Origin of the sequence: Streptomyces sp. NPDC048643 (assembly GCF_040650615.1) — a bacterium.
GTDB lineage: Bacteria > Actinomycetota > Actinomycetes > Streptomycetales > Streptomycetaceae > Streptomyces.
Map to the genome: position 1 here is coordinate 1 of NZ_JBEZHO010000016.1, position 14,316 is coordinate 14,316.

At 69.5% G+C, this 14,316-nt stretch carries 15 protein-coding genes and 1 pseudogene; 5 read left to right on the top strand and 11 right to left on the bottom strand.

Annotation, left to right across the window (positions count from 1 at the left end; all coding sequences use genetic code 11):
- On the top strand, positions 1-231 hold a 231-nt coding region (locus AB0C62_RS17930; protein WP_362974154.1), incomplete at its 5' end, for a zinc ribbon domain-containing protein.
- Positions 232-288: 57 nt separating this feature from the next.
- Here AB0C62_RS17930 and AB0C62_RS17935 read toward each other — a convergent pair.
- Entirely contained in the window at positions 289-612 is a 324-nt protein-coding gene (locus AB0C62_RS17935) for a hypothetical protein (RefSeq protein ID WP_362974156.1), read from the bottom strand.
- A 286-nt stretch (positions 613-898) separates the two neighbouring features.
- Positions 899-1,477, bottom strand: coding sequence for a dihydrofolate reductase family protein (locus tag AB0C62_RS17940; RefSeq protein WP_362974158.1), 579 nt, complete (start codon positions 1,475-1,477; stop codon positions 899-901).
- Positions 1,478-1,789: 312 nt separating this feature from the next.
- Here AB0C62_RS17940 and AB0C62_RS17945 point away from each other — a divergent pair, with 312 nt between their 5' ends.
- The gene (locus AB0C62_RS17945) at positions 1,790-4,129 is read left to right on the top strand and encodes a helix-turn-helix domain-containing protein (protein WP_362974160.1); all 2,340 of its coding nucleotides are present in this window, start codon (positions 1,790-1,792) and stop codon (positions 4,127-4,129) included.
- A 40-nt stretch (positions 4,130-4,169) separates the two neighbouring features.
- Here the strand turns inward: AB0C62_RS17945 and AB0C62_RS17950 are convergent, their stop codons facing one another.
- From AB0C62_RS17950 to AB0C62_RS17960, 3 genes are all read right to left on the bottom strand, one after another.
- Entirely contained in the window at positions 4,170-5,150 is a 981-nt protein-coding gene (locus AB0C62_RS17950) for a helix-turn-helix domain-containing protein (protein ID WP_362974162.1), read from the bottom strand.
- 164 nt (positions 5,151-5,314) lie between these two features.
- The gene (locus AB0C62_RS17955) at positions 5,315-6,034 is read right to left on the bottom strand and encodes an alpha/beta hydrolase (RefSeq protein WP_362974164.1); all 720 of its coding nucleotides are present in this window, start codon (positions 6,032-6,034) and stop codon (positions 5,315-5,317) included.
- A 22-nt stretch (positions 6,035-6,056) separates the two neighbouring features.
- Positions 6,057-7,019, bottom strand: coding sequence for an alpha/beta hydrolase (locus AB0C62_RS17960; protein WP_362974445.1), 963 nt, complete (start codon positions 7,017-7,019; stop codon positions 6,057-6,059).
- 350 nt (positions 7,020-7,369) lie between these two features.
- Between AB0C62_RS17960 and AB0C62_RS17965 the strand changes: the two genes are divergently transcribed.
- Entirely contained in the window at positions 7,370-7,852 is a 483-nt protein-coding gene (locus AB0C62_RS17965) for a hypothetical protein (protein WP_362974166.1), read from the top strand.
- Positions 7,853-7,886: 34 nt separating this feature from the next.
- Here AB0C62_RS17965 and AB0C62_RS17970 read toward each other — a convergent pair whose 3' ends face one another.
- Positions 7,887-8,519, bottom strand: coding sequence for a TetR/AcrR family transcriptional regulator (locus AB0C62_RS17970; protein ID WP_362974168.1), 633 nt, complete (start codon positions 8,517-8,519; stop codon positions 7,887-7,889).
- Between the two features lie 146 nt (positions 8,520-8,665).
- On the opposite strand from AB0C62_RS17970, the gene AB0C62_RS17975 reads away from it, so the two are divergent.
- Positions 8,666-9,415, top strand: a complete 750-nt coding sequence (locus tag AB0C62_RS17975; protein WP_362974170.1) for an SDR family oxidoreductase — start codon at positions 8,666-8,668, stop codon at positions 9,413-9,415.
- 33 nt (positions 9,416-9,448) lie between these two features.
- Here AB0C62_RS17975 and AB0C62_RS17980 read toward each other — a convergent pair whose 3' ends face one another.
- The 5 genes and pseudogenes from AB0C62_RS17980 to AB0C62_RS18000 form a co-directional block, all read right to left on the bottom strand.
- Complete coding sequence (locus tag AB0C62_RS17980) at positions 9,449-9,703, bottom strand: hypothetical protein (RefSeq protein ID WP_362974172.1); 255 nt, start codon at positions 9,701-9,703, stop codon at positions 9,449-9,451.
- 149 nt (positions 9,704-9,852) lie between these two features.
- Positions 9,853-10,878: pseudogene (locus AB0C62_RS17985) on the bottom strand (acyltransferase family protein); the annotation flags it as partial.
- Positions 10,879-11,311: 433 nt separating this feature from the next.
- The gene (locus AB0C62_RS17990; RefSeq protein WP_362974174.1) at positions 11,312-11,929 is read right to left on the bottom strand and encodes a VOC family protein; all 618 of its coding nucleotides are present in this window, start codon (positions 11,927-11,929) and stop codon (positions 11,312-11,314) included.
- A 113-nt stretch (positions 11,930-12,042) separates the two neighbouring features.
- Positions 12,043-12,813, bottom strand: a complete 771-nt coding sequence (locus AB0C62_RS17995; protein WP_362974176.1) for an SDR family oxidoreductase — start codon at positions 12,811-12,813, stop codon at positions 12,043-12,045.
- 165 nt (positions 12,814-12,978) lie between these two features.
- A complete protein-coding gene (locus tag AB0C62_RS18000) occupies positions 12,979-13,383 on the bottom strand; it encodes a nuclear transport factor 2 family protein (protein ID WP_362974178.1) in 405 nt (134 codons plus the stop codon).
- A 311-nt stretch (positions 13,384-13,694) separates the two neighbouring features.
- On the opposite strand from AB0C62_RS18000, the gene AB0C62_RS18005 reads away from it, so the two are divergent.
- Complete coding sequence (locus AB0C62_RS18005) at positions 13,695-14,297, top strand: GPP34 family phosphoprotein (protein ID WP_362974180.1); 603 nt, start codon at positions 13,695-13,697, stop codon at positions 14,295-14,297.
- Positions 14,298-14,316: the final 19 nt, after the last annotated feature.

Here is a 14,316-nt window from a genome sequence, read left to right on the forward strand (position 1 = left end):
TGCTCGACCTGCGGCGTCAAGGACGGACCCAAGCCCCTCAATGTCCGGGAGTGGACGTGTGCCGCCTGCGGCACCGTCCACGACCGGGACCACAATGCCGCGATCAACGTGAAGACGGCCGCCGGACTGGCGGTATCAGCCTGCGGAGCACCGGTAAGACCAGGAGCAATCCCGGCACAGCGCGAAGAAACAGGAAGCCACGGACTCCCGACCCAAGCCCGTGCCGCGTAGCGGCACAGCAACAAGTCGAGAAGGCCAGAATCCTCGGGCTTCAGCCCGAGGAGCAAGTCAAGACACCGGTCGGCCTTCCAACTCCCGCTGTAGGGCGGCCAGTGCCCTCTCCAACACCTTCTCCCGGAAGGGGTTCGCGACGTCGAGCGCCTTCGCCACTGTCACCGCTTCTTCGAACAGCGCCAGCCGTCGCTCCGGCAGCTCGCTCACCAAAGGGGGAGCGCCTGCCTCCACCAGGACGTACGCCAGCTTCGACCCGTACACCTCCGGTTCGACCTGTGTGAGAAGGCGATAGATCCACAGCCCCTCGGTACCGCGCACCACCCGTCGATTGGCGCTGAGCAGCCTGAGTCTCGCCAGCACAACCATGTCCTGATCCACCGATCCCCCTTCGTCCCCCACTCCCGCGCCGCGCCCGCCGCGCGACGAGACAGCACAGCGAACGCACCGGCAGCCGAGGAAGGATGCCGGCACGAACGCCGGAGAGTGGATGACGACGAGTCTGCGGGTGGACCACCACCGGCGACAAGGCCGAACGGACGTACGCTCCGTCCTACCGAAACAGCCTCCGAACAGGCATGATGGACCTGACCCTCACCACAATGCGGCCTGCGGGCAGCCCGACGTGGTCGGGGCACCTCCCGCGGAGCACCTGCTCGGTCCGGACTCAGACATGTGCGGTGGGCCGGTAGATGAGCTCTTGGATATGGCCGTCGAGCGTGCGGTGCTCGATCAGTTCGAGGTCGAAGTCGGACGCACCCCCGAAGATCGGTTCCAGTCCGGTCTGACCGGTGATGACGGGGAAGAGCGTCACCTGGACGCGGTCCACCAAACCGGCGGCCATCAGCGCCCGGTTCATCGACAGGCTGCCGTGCGAGCGCAGCGGCACCTCGGAGTCCTTCTTGAGCCGGGCGACGACATCGACGGCGTCGCCGCTCGCGACCTTGGCGTCCGGCCAGTCGAGGGGCCCCTCCAGCGTGCTCGACACCACCGTCGTCGGCAGGTTCCTCATCCGCGTGACCCACGGATCACGGACGTCGGAATCCTCGGTGCTCTCGGCCAGCATCCGCGAGAACGCCCGATAGGTGTTCGCCCCGAACACCATCCGTTGTTCGTCGTCGTACAGGGCGAGGCGATGGTCCAGGAGCTCCGGACCCTGCTTGCCCCAGTAGCCGGTCCAGTTCCCGTTGGCTGCGCCGAATCCGTCGAGGCTGGAAAAGACGTCGAATGTGTAGGTCGCGGTCATGATGGCCTCCTCGAGTGCGGTTGCTCGCGTGCTGTGAATACAGACTGGCAAAAGCGGTGAGACTCATCGCCGTCCGACTCGCGGCTCGCACGGCCGAGACGGACCTCCGGGGTCGGACCTCGCGAGTACAGGCCGAATTCTTGTGGTGGGGGCGGAAGGCCGTCGTGGCCGGTGAGGCGTCGGCCTGGGCGGTTCCCGACGCCGTGTCCTGCGGTGACCGCGACCACCTGAGAATCGAATGAATGGCCGGAACACCGCGCAGAGTAAGATGAAACGACAAATATGTGTGGGTAGTGCCGACGGCGGGGTGTGGTGGAAAGCAGTAGCGGGACGCCGTTCGGCCGTCGGCTGCGGGAACTGCGTCAGGGGCGTGGTCTGACGCTGGAGGAGCTGGCTGAGGCATCCGGGGTCTCGGGACGCGCCATCGGCGACATGGAGCGGGGGCGGAGTCTTCGGCCTCGACGCGGGACGATCGCCGCCCTCGCGCAGGGCTTGGGGCTGGACGAGTCGATCCATGCCGACCTGCTGTCGATCGCCCGGGCCTCCCGCCCGGCCGGGGGCCCGTCCGATTCCGTCGTCCCCCCACATCAGTTGCCCAGGGGCGTCCGCGACTTCGTCGGGAGGCGCGCCGAGCTGGACCTGCTGCGTGACGTCGCCCACCGGCACCTCGAAGACGCCGGCGCGCCGGACCAGGGCCACTGGGCGCTCGCACCCCCGGTGGCCGTGGTGTTCGGCTCCCCCGGAAGCGGGAAGACCACCCTGGCGATACGGCTGGCCGAAGAGTCCAGAACGTCCTTCACGGACGGGGCGTTCCTGGTGGACATGCGAGGCCTGGACGCCCACCCGCTCTCGGTGGACGACGCGGTGGTGCGTCTGCTCGGAGCCTGGGGCGTCGGTGACCTCGACGTGGCGCAGTTGAACAGCGAGGAGCGTATGGCGCGCTACCACGCGATGGCGGCGGAACTCCGCGCCGTCGTGATCCTGGACAACGCGGGAGGCGAGTCCCAGGTGCGCCCGCTCCTGCCGCGTACGGGCCGGGTGCTGATGGTGGTGACCAGTCGTCGTACCTTGGCGGGCCTGGAAGGCGTCCAGCGTGTCGAACTGGGTGCCCTGAGCGAGCCGGAGTCCGCCTCCCTGCTGCGCGCTGTGGTGGGCGCCGGCCGCGTGGACGCCGAGCCGGAGGCCGCGCGCGCGGTGACGGAGCTGTGCGGTCACCTTCCCCTCGCTCTGCGCGTCGCCGCCAACTGGGCGGCCACACGCTCGAACTGGAGCCTCCAACGTCTCGCCACCCGCCTCAACGACGAGAACCGCAGACTGGACCTGCTCAGCGCCGGCGACCTCCGTATGAACTCGGCGTTCTCCCTGTCGTATTCACGTCTCGCCGCGGGGGCGGCACGGATGTTCCGGTTGCTCTCACTGGTACCCGGAGGCGATTTCAGCGTGCCGCTGGCCGCGGTGCTCGCCGACACGGCGATTCCTGAGGCCGAGGACGTACTGGAGGAGCTGCTGGAGGCCGGGCTGCTCGCGACGCACCACGAGGACCGCTACCGTCTCCACGATCTCCTGTGTCTGTACGCGAGGTCACGGCACCACTTGGAGGACAGCCCCCAGGAGTCGGCCGCCGACGCGGCACGGCTGCGGGCCTGGCTGCTCGATACGGCCGTCCTCGCCGGCCGTTGGTACGAGCCCGGTTACGGTGCGCCCGCGCCGGATCCGCTGCGTCTGGTCGCGCTGGACAGTCACCAGCAGGCGCTTCAGTGGATCAAGGCGGAGAGCGACAACTGGTCGGCCGCCTTCCACGCCGCCGCCGACGACGGCGAACACGCCAAGGTGGTCGAAGTCGCCGAGGCCATGCACTGGTTCTCCGACAACTGGGTCTCGTCAGGACTCTGGGTCGACGTCTACGAGCGTGCGGCCGAGGCGTCCGCGTCCCTCGGAGACCCCGCCCTCGAAGCCACCCACCGCAACTACCTCTCGTGGGCCTACTGGGCCTGCGAACGCCGCCACGACGACGCGGTCGCCGCCGCCGAGCATGCCCTGGTTCTCGCCGGCACGGCCCAAGACGTCATCCAGGAGGCGTGGGCCCACACCTACCTCGGCTCACTTCTGAGCCGCGTCGGTGATCTGTCCCGTGCCGCGGACAGCGCACGCCGTGCCATGGATCTGTTCTCCAAGGCGGACGAGATCAACGGATACCTCCAGGCCTGCAACGTGGCCATCGACAGTCTGGCCTCGGCCGACCGCACCGACGAGGCCGTCGAGACCTACGGGGAGGTCATGGCGGTTCTCGCCGACCCCCGGAATGTCGAGCGCATCCCGTCGAACGTGCGAGACGTCACGGCGCTGATCGCGGCCTACCACGTCTCGTTCGCCTATCTCGCTCAAGAGGACTGGCAGGACGTCGTCGACGTTCTCCGGCCGATCGATGGGCAGTTCGAGGCCCTGGGATGGGACAAGCAAGAAGGCAAGGTCCACCTGTACCTGGCTCGCGCCCTGACGCATCTTGGCGAACTCGACTTCGCCGTGGGTGAGTTGCGGCGCGTGCTCGTGCTGGAGGGCAGTATCCCGCAGGCGGTGGTGGAAGAAGCACGTGCCCGCCTCGGGGCCCTGGATGAAGCCGGAGCATCCGTCTGCGCCGATCCGGGCGCCTGACGGCCGACGCTTTCACGGTGCGCATGCGGAACCGCGCCGCTCAAAGCCCCCGAGCGGCGCGCTGTTCACCCGACAGGCCCGCGGCCAGCCAGTCCCGTGGCGCCATTCCGTACGCCGCGCGGAAGGCACGGCTGAAGTGGCTGGCGCTGACGAAGCCCCAGCGGTGGGCGATCGCCGCCACACCGAGCTCCCTCGCCCGGGGCCGCAGGAGATCCCGGCGGCAGCGCTCCAGCCGTTGCGTCCGAATCCATCCACCCACCGTCGTGCCTTCGAGCTGGAACAGCTTGTGCACGTAGCGCACCGACATGAAGTTCGCCTCGGCGATCCTGGACGGCGAGAGACCGGGGTCGGAAAGGTTCCGCACCACGTGCTCCTTCACGCGAACAAGTGATGCCGCGGCGTGCTGCGCCGCATCGGGCACGAAGCGTCCGCAGCGCTCGTCGATGAGCAGGACCAGCAGGTCGAGCGCCGTGGCGGCGACACGGCCCCCGACGCCGCGGTCGAAGGCCGCCGCGTCGCGGGCGGTCTGGGCCAGGTACGTCGCGAGCAGCGCAGCCGTACCCGCGTCGCCCGTGAAGGAGGTCGCGGTCACGGCCCGCAGGTCCTCGTCCCGCACACGCAGCTCATCGCGGGGAAACTGGAACGATGTGAAACTGAAGCCGTCGGCGAGCTTCTTCCTGAACGGCCGGGACGAATCGCTCAGGGAGAAGCCACCCGGTGCTATCCGGGACTCGCGGCCGTCCTGCTCCTTCAACGCCGTGCCACAGTTCTGCAGGCTGAGGATCACCGTCTCCCGGCTGTCCCGCGAGATCAGACGCTTGTCGCGCCGCACCACCTGCGGTCCTGCCTGGACGGTGGAGATCCGTAGGGGACCGAGCTGATGACTGACGATCGATCCGGGCGACGGCTCGCGTTCGAGGAGTTCGACATCGAGGGGTACGAAGGTGCGGTTGACCGCTTCGTGCCAGCGTTCCGTCCGTTCGGAGGCGGACAGAGGCGCGGTGGACAGGACGGTGGACACCAGGAATCTCCCACGGGCAGCGTGATCGCTCGGCAATGCAGCCTGTACCGCAATCACACAGCGTCGAGGTGGGAGAGACCAGGAAGAGACGGAGGAAGTTTCGCAGCGCAGTCCCGCGGACGCCACGGGGGAGGAGCGTCCGCGGGACTGCCTCGGCCGAGAGATCAGCTCGTCGCGCGGACCGCGTCGCGGATCAAGCCGGCCACTTCCGCGGGCCGCGACACGGCGACGGCGTGCGAGGCGCCCTCGATCTCGATGGTGGTCGCGCCGGCCCGCTGCGCACCGAAGCGCTCGACCTCTGGGTTGATCGCCTGGTCCGCTCCGGCGACGAGCGCCCAGGCGGGCTTCGTCCTCCAGGCGGCCGTCGAGGCGGTCTCCGTGAACGACGCCGCGGCCAGCGGGCGTTGGGCGACGGCCAGGACCTTGGTGACATCGGCCGGCACGTCGGCCGCGAAGACGTTCGGGAAGGCCTCCGCCTCGATGGTCACCTCGACGGCGGTCCCGGCCCCCTCGACGGGATACGTCGACTGCCGCAGGCTGCTCGCGAGCGGTGAGTCGGGGAAGCGACCCTGGAGTTCGCCCAGGCTCTCGCCCTCTTCGAGGACGTAGGCGGCGACGTAGACGAGCCCGACGACGTTGTCCGCAGCGCCGGCCACGGTGATGACCGCGCCGCCGTAGGAGTGACCGACGAGGACGACGGGGCCGTCGACCTGGGCTGCCACGGACGCCACGTAGGCGGCGTCGGCGGCCAGGCCGCGCAGCGGGTTCGGCGGTGCGACCACGGGAATGCCGTGGTTCTGCAGCTCGGCGACGACTCCGGACCAGCTGGCGGCGTCGGCGAACGCACCGTGGACGAGGACGACGGTGGGTGTGGAAGTGGTCATGTCCTGTTTCTCCCCGTGAGTCTCAGACGGTCTTCAGTGCCGAGCGCAGGGTGCCGATGGCCTGCGTGATGGCGGCTTCGGCGGCGTGGGTCTCGCGCAGGGCGTTGAGCATCACGAAGTCGTGGATGATGCCCTGATAGCGGACGGCCGTGACCGGGACGCCGGCCTCGCGGAGCTTGTTCGCGTACGCCTCGCCCTCGTCGCGCAGGACGTCGGCCTCGCCGGTGATGACGAGGGCCGGCGGCAGCCCGGTGAGCTGGTCGGTGGTGGCGCGCAGCGGGGAGGCGGTGATCTCGGCGCGCTGCGTCTCGTCGGTCGTGTACTGGTCCCAGAACCACTGCATGCCGTCGCGGCGCAGGAAGTAGCCCGTCGCGAACTGGTGGTACGAGCCCGTCTCGAAGTTCGCGTCCGTGACCGGGTAGAAGAGCACCTGCGCCACGAGCGGGACGTCGCCCCGTTCCTTCGCCATCAGGGTCAGCGCGGCGGTCATGTTGCCGCCCACGGAGTCACCGGCCACCGCGATCCGCGAGGCGTCCAGGCCCTTGGCCGCGCCCTGTTCGACGATCCAGCGGGCGACGGTGTAGTTCTGCTCGATGGCGACCGGGTAGCGGGCCTCGGGCGAGAGGTCGTACTCGGGGAAGACCACGGCGGCCCGGGCGCCGACGGCCAGTTCGCGCACGAGGCGGTCGTGGGTGTGGGCGTTGCCGAACACCCACCCGGCGCCGTGGATGTAGAGGATGACGGGAAGGGTGTCCGTCGCGCCGGCCGGCTTGACGATGCGAGCGCGGACGCTTCCCGTCGGCCCGCCGGAGACGGTGATCCACTCCTCGTCGACGGCGGGCTTCGTGATGTCGCCCGCCTGCACCTCGTCGACCGCCTTGCGGCCCTCGGCGGGAGCCAGGTCGAAGAGGTACGGCGGATGGGCGGTCGCCTCGGCGAAGGCGGCTGCCGCTGGTTCCAGCACCGGCTTGACGGCGTCGGCCATGAGAATCTCCTGAGTCTCGCTCACACGCCGGTCCGTCCGGCGTGACGACGGCGAAGGTGCGCGCCAGGGCCCGTCCACGCCGTCACTCGTCACGCTAGATCCGTCGGGCAGCCCGCATTTGCCCCTGCCTGCAACCGCACTTGACCCACCGTGCACGGGCGCGTGCAGGCGGCTGAGCCCGCCCTTGGCGGAGCGCCAAGCGGGCGATTCGGCGCCGGCCCCCGGGTCCTCGCGCCTCGGCGGGTGACGCTCCCCTCGCGGAGGACGCCCTCTAATACGACAGAGAGGGCGGTGTCTTGAGTTCACTCGAAGAACCACGACATCAGCGTCGGTGGTGCCATGTTTCAGGCATGGTAGGGACAACACTTGCGCCGCTCATCGGCGTTCTGCTCGGCGGACTCGTCTCGTGGGTGGCCCAGCACGCGTTGGGACGTGCGTCGGAACGGGCCGAGACGCGCAGAGGTCTCCGGGAGCGTGCCGAAGCGCGTCGGAGCGAACGTCTGACCCAGCTCATCGACTTCCTGCGCACGGTGCAGGAGGGGGAGAGGGTCGCCGTGGATCACTATCACCACGAGGCGGCCGACGAGCAGTGGCAGGCGCGGGCGAGACAGACCATCGACAGGATGTGGGTCGCGCAGAAGACGATTCACATGCTGTGCGCGCCCGAGGTGAACGAAGCGGCACGGCGGCTGGCGTTCGCCGTTCAGAACGTCATCAGGGACGGGCCCGGTGATGCCGGTGTTCCCGGAGAGCCCCTGGACGAGCGGGTCTGGGCTGCCATCCGGCCGAGTCGGCGGACCTTCCTGGACGTGGTGCGCGACCACCTGAACTGAGAGCCTTCCCGGTGACTCCTGTGACGGGAGCGGCCTACGGTGCCGGGTCGGCAGAGGCCGGCGCGACGCCCTGGAAGAGGTTGGCGATCAGTCGATCGACGAACTCCGGGGTCAGCGGTTGCGCCGGCATCAGCAACCGGTGGTAGACGGCGCCCCAGAGCTGGTCGACGATCGTCTCCAGGTCGACCCCCTCACGGATCTGACCGGCCTGCCGGGCGAGCGTGAGGCGTTCGACGGCGAGGGCGCGACGCTGCGTGACGTAGTGCGTCGAGAGCGCCGCCGCCAGGTCGGGGTCACCCTGGGCGGCTCCGATGATCCCGGCGATCACGGGGCCGTTGCGGTCCAGGAGATCGACGAAACTGCGCAGCTGCGTTGTCAGATCACGCCGGATGTCGCCCGTGTCCGGGAAGGCCAAGGTCTCCCTGAAAGTGTTGAAGTAGGCGTCGAAGGCCAGGGCTCCGGGGGAGGGCCACCACTTGTAGAGGGTCATCTTGCTGACGCCCGCACGGGCTGCGACCTTCGAGAAGGTGAGGGCGTGCACTCCCTCGGCGAGCAGGAGCTCGGCTGCCGTGGTCAGCGTCGCGCGGCGGACGTCCTCAGCCCGGCGGCGCCCGCGGCCCGGCTTGAGCTTGCCGGTTCCGGCGCCCTCGGTGTCCCCGTGCTCCACGCGTCTCCTCCTCGTCCAGCTCGGCCGACCGGGGTGGCACGGCATCCGGCAACAACTATATGGACCCGCGGGCCATATGTATATGGACCATCGGTCTACATACTGCTAATGTACTTATCGTCCACAAAAACGAGAGGGAGATCATCATGACCACGAATGAGCAGCCCGCCGCCCGTGTGGCGATCGTGACCGGAGGCTCGGGCGGGATCGGCAGCGCGGTCGCGCAGACGCTGGCCGCCGACGGCATGTCCGTGGTCGTGCACTACTCCGGCAGGGCCGAGCGCGCCGAGGAGGTCGTCGCGTCGATCGAGAAGGCGGGCGGCGCGGCCGTCGCCGTCTCCGGCGACGTCGCGGACGAGACGGCGATGACGGCGCTGTACGACGCCGCCGAGGAACGCTTCGGCGGGGTCGACGTGGTGGTCAACACCGCCGGGATCATGGTGCTGGCGCCGCTCGCCGACATGGACCTCGACGCCTTCGACCGGATGCACCGGGTCAACGTGCGCGGCACGTTCGTCGTGTCCCAGCTCGCTGCCCGCCGGCTGCGCCCCGGCGGAGCGCTGGTGAACTTCTCCACGTCCGTGACCCGGCTGCAGCAGCCGACCTACGCCGCCTACGCGGCCACCAAGGGCGCGGTCGAGGCGATGACCCTGATCCTCGCCCGCGAACTGCGCGGCCGGGACGTCACCGTCAACGCCGTCGCTCCCGGGCCGACCGCCACCCCGCTCTTCCTCGAAGGCAAGAGCCCCGAGCTGGTCGAGCGGATCGCCGCGGTCTCCCCGCTGGAGCGGCTCGGCACGCCCGAGGACATCGCGCATGCGGTCGCGTTCCTGGCCGGGCCGGGCGGCCGGTGGGTCAACGGCCAGGTCCTGTTCGCCAACGGCGGCGCCGCCTGACCCCCGGGTCCCTGTCGCGGCGTGTGGGCCGGTCTACGGGCGGTGGTGAGTGAGCAGGCCGCGCAGGAGTCCCGGCCGGTGTACGGAGAGCATGTGCGTGCATCCCGCGGTGCCCGCCGAGAACGCCAGGCCCGTCTCCTCCCGCATGGCCGCGAAGAAGCGGCGGCCCTCGGACGTCTGCCGTGACGTGGACCAGGCGTAGCCCATGCACGGACCCAGAGCCGCATGGACGGCCCGTCTCCCGACGCCTTGCCCCTGCCAGTGGGCCGCGACGACGATGCTCTCCACGTGACCGAGCCGGCAGCAGTGGCAGACCTGAAAGTCCATTCGTCCAGCCGCCCGTCCCCCGCCGTCGCGCATGACGACGGCCTGGAGGCCCGCCGGTGTCGACGCGGCGACGCGCTCGAAGTGAACCGCAGGCGGTCTGGCCGGCCCGGTCATCCCGATCTCCGAGCCTTGGCGACGTCGACGGCGTCCTGCCGAAACGCCCACCGCATCTTCGGCTCCATGACGAAGCGAAAAGTCCGCTGAACCGGCGGAGTGCACAGCAGGGTCATCACCGCGGCGGCGACTACGGTGACGGCGATCTCGCCGAGCGGCCGATGGATCCAGGCGGGGTCGTACCAGTCCCAGAAGCGGGAGCCCTTGGCGAGGAAGCCGTGCAGCAGATAGCCATACAGGGTCCCGGCACCGAGCACGGTGAACCACATCGTGCGCCGCGGGACCCAGGCGAAGAAGCAGGCGACCAGGATCACGGAGCAGGCGAAGAGCGCGAGGGTCATGGCGGCGCCCGTCCAGCCCGGGGCGCCCAGTTCCTGCGCACTGTCGCGACGGTAGAACCAGGCCGCGTTCATCCGTGGCGCCGCCCAGTAGGCGACACCCAGGGCGACCGCGAAGACGGGCACGGACAGGACGCGCGCTTCACGCCGGCGCACCAGTTGGAAGTGCTCCGGCTTCAGACAGAGCCCGAGGACGAAGAAGGGCAGAAACTGCAGGACACGCTGCAGGTCGAGGTCGTCGCCGATGTCGGGAGAGGCCGCCGCGAGGGCGGCGACGGCGAGTGCGAGCGGCAGCGGCCGTCGCACGACCTTCCACACCGGAGTGGTCAGCCGCCATATGAGCAGGGCCCCCAGGAACCACGTCAGGTACCAGGGGTCCAGCAGACTGATCGCGAAACCCGGATCGTCGTCCGCCCACCGCTTGAACAGCGAGTACGCCACCTCGAAGACCACGTACGGAACGGCGACGCCCGTCACCAGACGCACGATCCGGTTCGGACGGGCGTCGAAGTTCCGCGAGAAGTAGCCGGAGACGATGATGAACGCCGGCATGTGAAAGGTGTAGACCGTGATGTAGAGGGCTGCCGCCGCCCGGCTGTCACCTCGCAGCGGTTCCCAGGCGTGGCCCATCGCGACCAGCACGATGGCCAGGTACTTCGCGTTGTCGAAGAAGGCCTCACGCTGTGCTGTCCGCTTCGGCAGGGCGTCTTCGGCGGACGGGTCTCGGGGCCCTCCGTCGCCTGCTGCCCCCGAGGGTCGCCTCCGTGCGGTGGACGGATGCGGGCATCCTCCTGGCTCGAACGCTCCAGCGCCTCCCTCACGAGCACCCCCTCAACGGAACCCCGTCAGACCTCTCCAGCGTGTTGCCCGAATCGCGCGAGTCATGCGGGCGCGGCACCTCGCAGGCACCGTAGCCACCCCCGGAGTGCCTCGTGGCCCGAACCACCACACTCGCCCCATGGCGGAGGCGACGATCCCGACGTACTCGCGAAGAGCGAGCGGCATTCAGGAACGTCGCCTCCGAGGCGGTCGGCCCGCCCCCGGCTCCGGACGGAAAGCGAACTGCTGTTCAGGGCAACCCCGTTGAGCAGGACCACCTCACTCGATCGGCAGGTGCTTACGTGGGCGGCTCCGTTCCGGCCTGCTCGCTCACCATGTACCGTGCGTACCAGTCCGGCCAGTCCGGGTCCTCGGCGCCGGTGCGTGCCTCGTGCTCACCGTGCGCGGCCGCCGCCCGCCGCAGCGCGCTCGCCAGGTCGTCCGCCGAGGAGAAGGCGGTGGTCGAGGGGTCCAGCCGTCCCGGAAGCCGTGTGGTGATCTCCTGGAGAATCCAGCCGTTCCCGTCCGGGTCGCTGAACGACACGAAGGATCCATAACTGACGCGTTCCGGGGCGGGGCCGGGCAGGCGCGCATCGGTGCCGGCGTGGTGGAAGACGCCGCCGGCGTCGTGGAACACCTCGCTCGGGCTGCCGCCGCCCCGCTTCAACTCGTCGTGGGCCGCCTCGATGTCGTCGACAATCAGCTGCAGTCCGCGAGCGGAGCCCGGAGCCTGTTCGGTGACCGACGTGCCGAAGATGACCGACGCCGCTGAGCCGGGAGGGGTCACCTGGACCACCCGGAAGTCCTCGCCCGTCGGGATGTCCGCGTCGAGCCGCCAGCCCAGCCCGGTGTAGAAGTCCTTGGCGCGGTCGACGTCGGAAACCGGCACCACGACGACCTCGAGTTTCATGTCCATCGTTTGTTCCTCTCGTCTCGGACCCGAGGGCGACACGGACGACGACCTGCTCCCCGAACGTCGCCGGGCTGTGCTCCACGGCCGACCGTGGCCCGAGCCCCGGGCCACGGATGTCAGTGCGCTACGAGTTGCTGGCCGCCGTCGATGTCGTAGGTGGCGCCGGTGAGTGCGCTGTTGACCATGATGTGCAGGGCGAGGGCGGCGACGTCCTCAGGCCCGACCACCCGTCCGATCGGCAGCGTCTTCCTCAACTCTTCACGCCGTGCGTCGAGTTGGTCGCCGAGAAGGGAGGCCGACAGTGGCGTGTCCACGAACCCGGCCGCGATGAGGTTGACCCGGACGGGGGCGATCTCCAGCGCCAGGTTGGCGGTCAGAGCCGGCAGCGCGGCGGTGACGGCTCCCGTCACGGCCATCCCGAGCGCGGGTCGCCTGCCGCCGGTCCCGCCGATGAACAGCAGCGTTCCCCCCGGTCTGACCTTCTCCCTGCTCGCCCGCGCCACGGCCAGGATCATCGCGATACGCCCGCCGAAGTCCTTTCCGGCCTCTGACAGGTCGAGTTCGGCGATCGGGGTGTATGACGGGCTGCCCGCCGTGACCAACACGTGGTCCACCTGCCCGGGGAGTTCGTCGATGAAGTGTTCCAGGCGTTCGACGTCGTGGGCGTCGAACGCGGCGGTGCTCAGGGGGTTCAGCTGGTCCGCAGCGCGCTTGAGGCGCCCGGGGTCGCGCGCGACGAGGACCAGGTCACCGCCGGCCGCACGCACCTGGCGCGCGGTCTCCAGGCCGATGCCCGCGCTTCCTCCCACCACCACAACCGTCTGCCCGGCAAGCCGTCCACGTGCTCCGTCGGATTCTCCATCGGTCCCACTCACAGGGGTCACCACTCTCCGAACGTGGATTTCGTACGATCCCCCACGGCGTGTCGGCTTCGGGCCCCGCGGGCCAAGGTGGGCAGGGCGCCACTCCGCTCGACCGACTGCGCGGCCGACTCGATTTTCAGTCTGTCACTCGATCGACCGGACGGCATCCGCTCCGCGTCGTGGCACGGATCAGGCCTTGGCGATGGTTCTTCCAGGCATCGGCTCGGCAAGTGCTGTCCGCCATTCCGGGGCACCGAAAGCCTCCGCGAAGTACTGCGTCTCGTGCGCGACATGCCCGTCGGCGAACTCCATGATGCTCACCGAGTAGGAGGGCACCCCGTCGTAGGTGATCACGCACTGACTCACCCACTGGTCACCGCTGCCGACAATGCGGAGGACGGTGAAGTGCCGACTGGCGGGATGGCCGCCCCGTTGCGCGGAGATCGCCGCGCGACCCCGGAATCGCTCGCCGGACTGCGGGTAGTCGAGGATCGCGTCCGGGGCGTAGATGGCGTGCTCGGCATCGATGTCCCCGAGTTCCGATGCCCGCCAGTGCTCTTCCAGCGCAGCTCGGGTCCGGCCGTCGGAATCCATCACCTTGCGCCTTCCGCAGAGGGGGCGGGGGGATCTGAGTGTGCCGCATCGACTGACCGCGCCGCCTTCTCCAGCGTAGCCAGGCCCGTCGGCTGGTGCGCGACGGGCGGTCCGCCGCAGAGGAGCGCAAGGCGGGATGCAGGTGCGTCGCACGCTGCGTAAAATCGAACGCGGATCTGCCCGGAGCTGCTCGTCGAGGGCGCCGGTTGCACCAGTGGACCAACTCCACGTCCGGCGTTCGGAGTGGTCTCCGCGACATCCATGTCCCTCAACAGCGGTCCGTCGCCGACGCATTGGACGTGAGACTGGCCATGAGCACGCCCCGGGACCTGCTGATCGTCGCCCTCGATGTCGAGGGGAACCGGCCGGTGCGGTCCGGCGAGTTGTCCCTCGCGCTCGCCGGAGCCGAACTGCTCGATCTGTCGGAGGCCGAGGCCGTTCACCTGGACGGTGACCGGATGGTCCCGGGCGGTCCTACGGCGCCGACGGACCCTCTCTTGAAGGAGGCAGCGGCTGCCCTCGTGGTGGCCGAACCGTTCGAGTCGGTGGGCGATTGGCTGTGGCGCAGGGGAGGGGGCCTGGCTGCGACGTACATGGCCGCCTTCGAGTCGGAGGGCCTGGTCGAGAAACAGGGCGGACGGCATTTTCGCGGCGGACACACGGTCCTGGTCGACTCGATCCCCCGTCGGCAGGCGGCGGAGCGCTGGTCCTCCGCCGAGCCGGTCCTTCGTACGCTCGCGGAAGGCATCGGAATCACCGGCGAGTCGGCCGGAGAGGTCCCGGAGATCGCGGACGACGCCGCGGAAACGGTGCTGGCCGCTGTCAACGGTGCACTCCAGGAACTGGAGGCCGAAAGGCAGCGCCGCAGCATCGAGGAGGCCGCGTACGACAACGTCTGGCGCAGCCCTGAATGACCCTTGCTCTCGTTCAGGG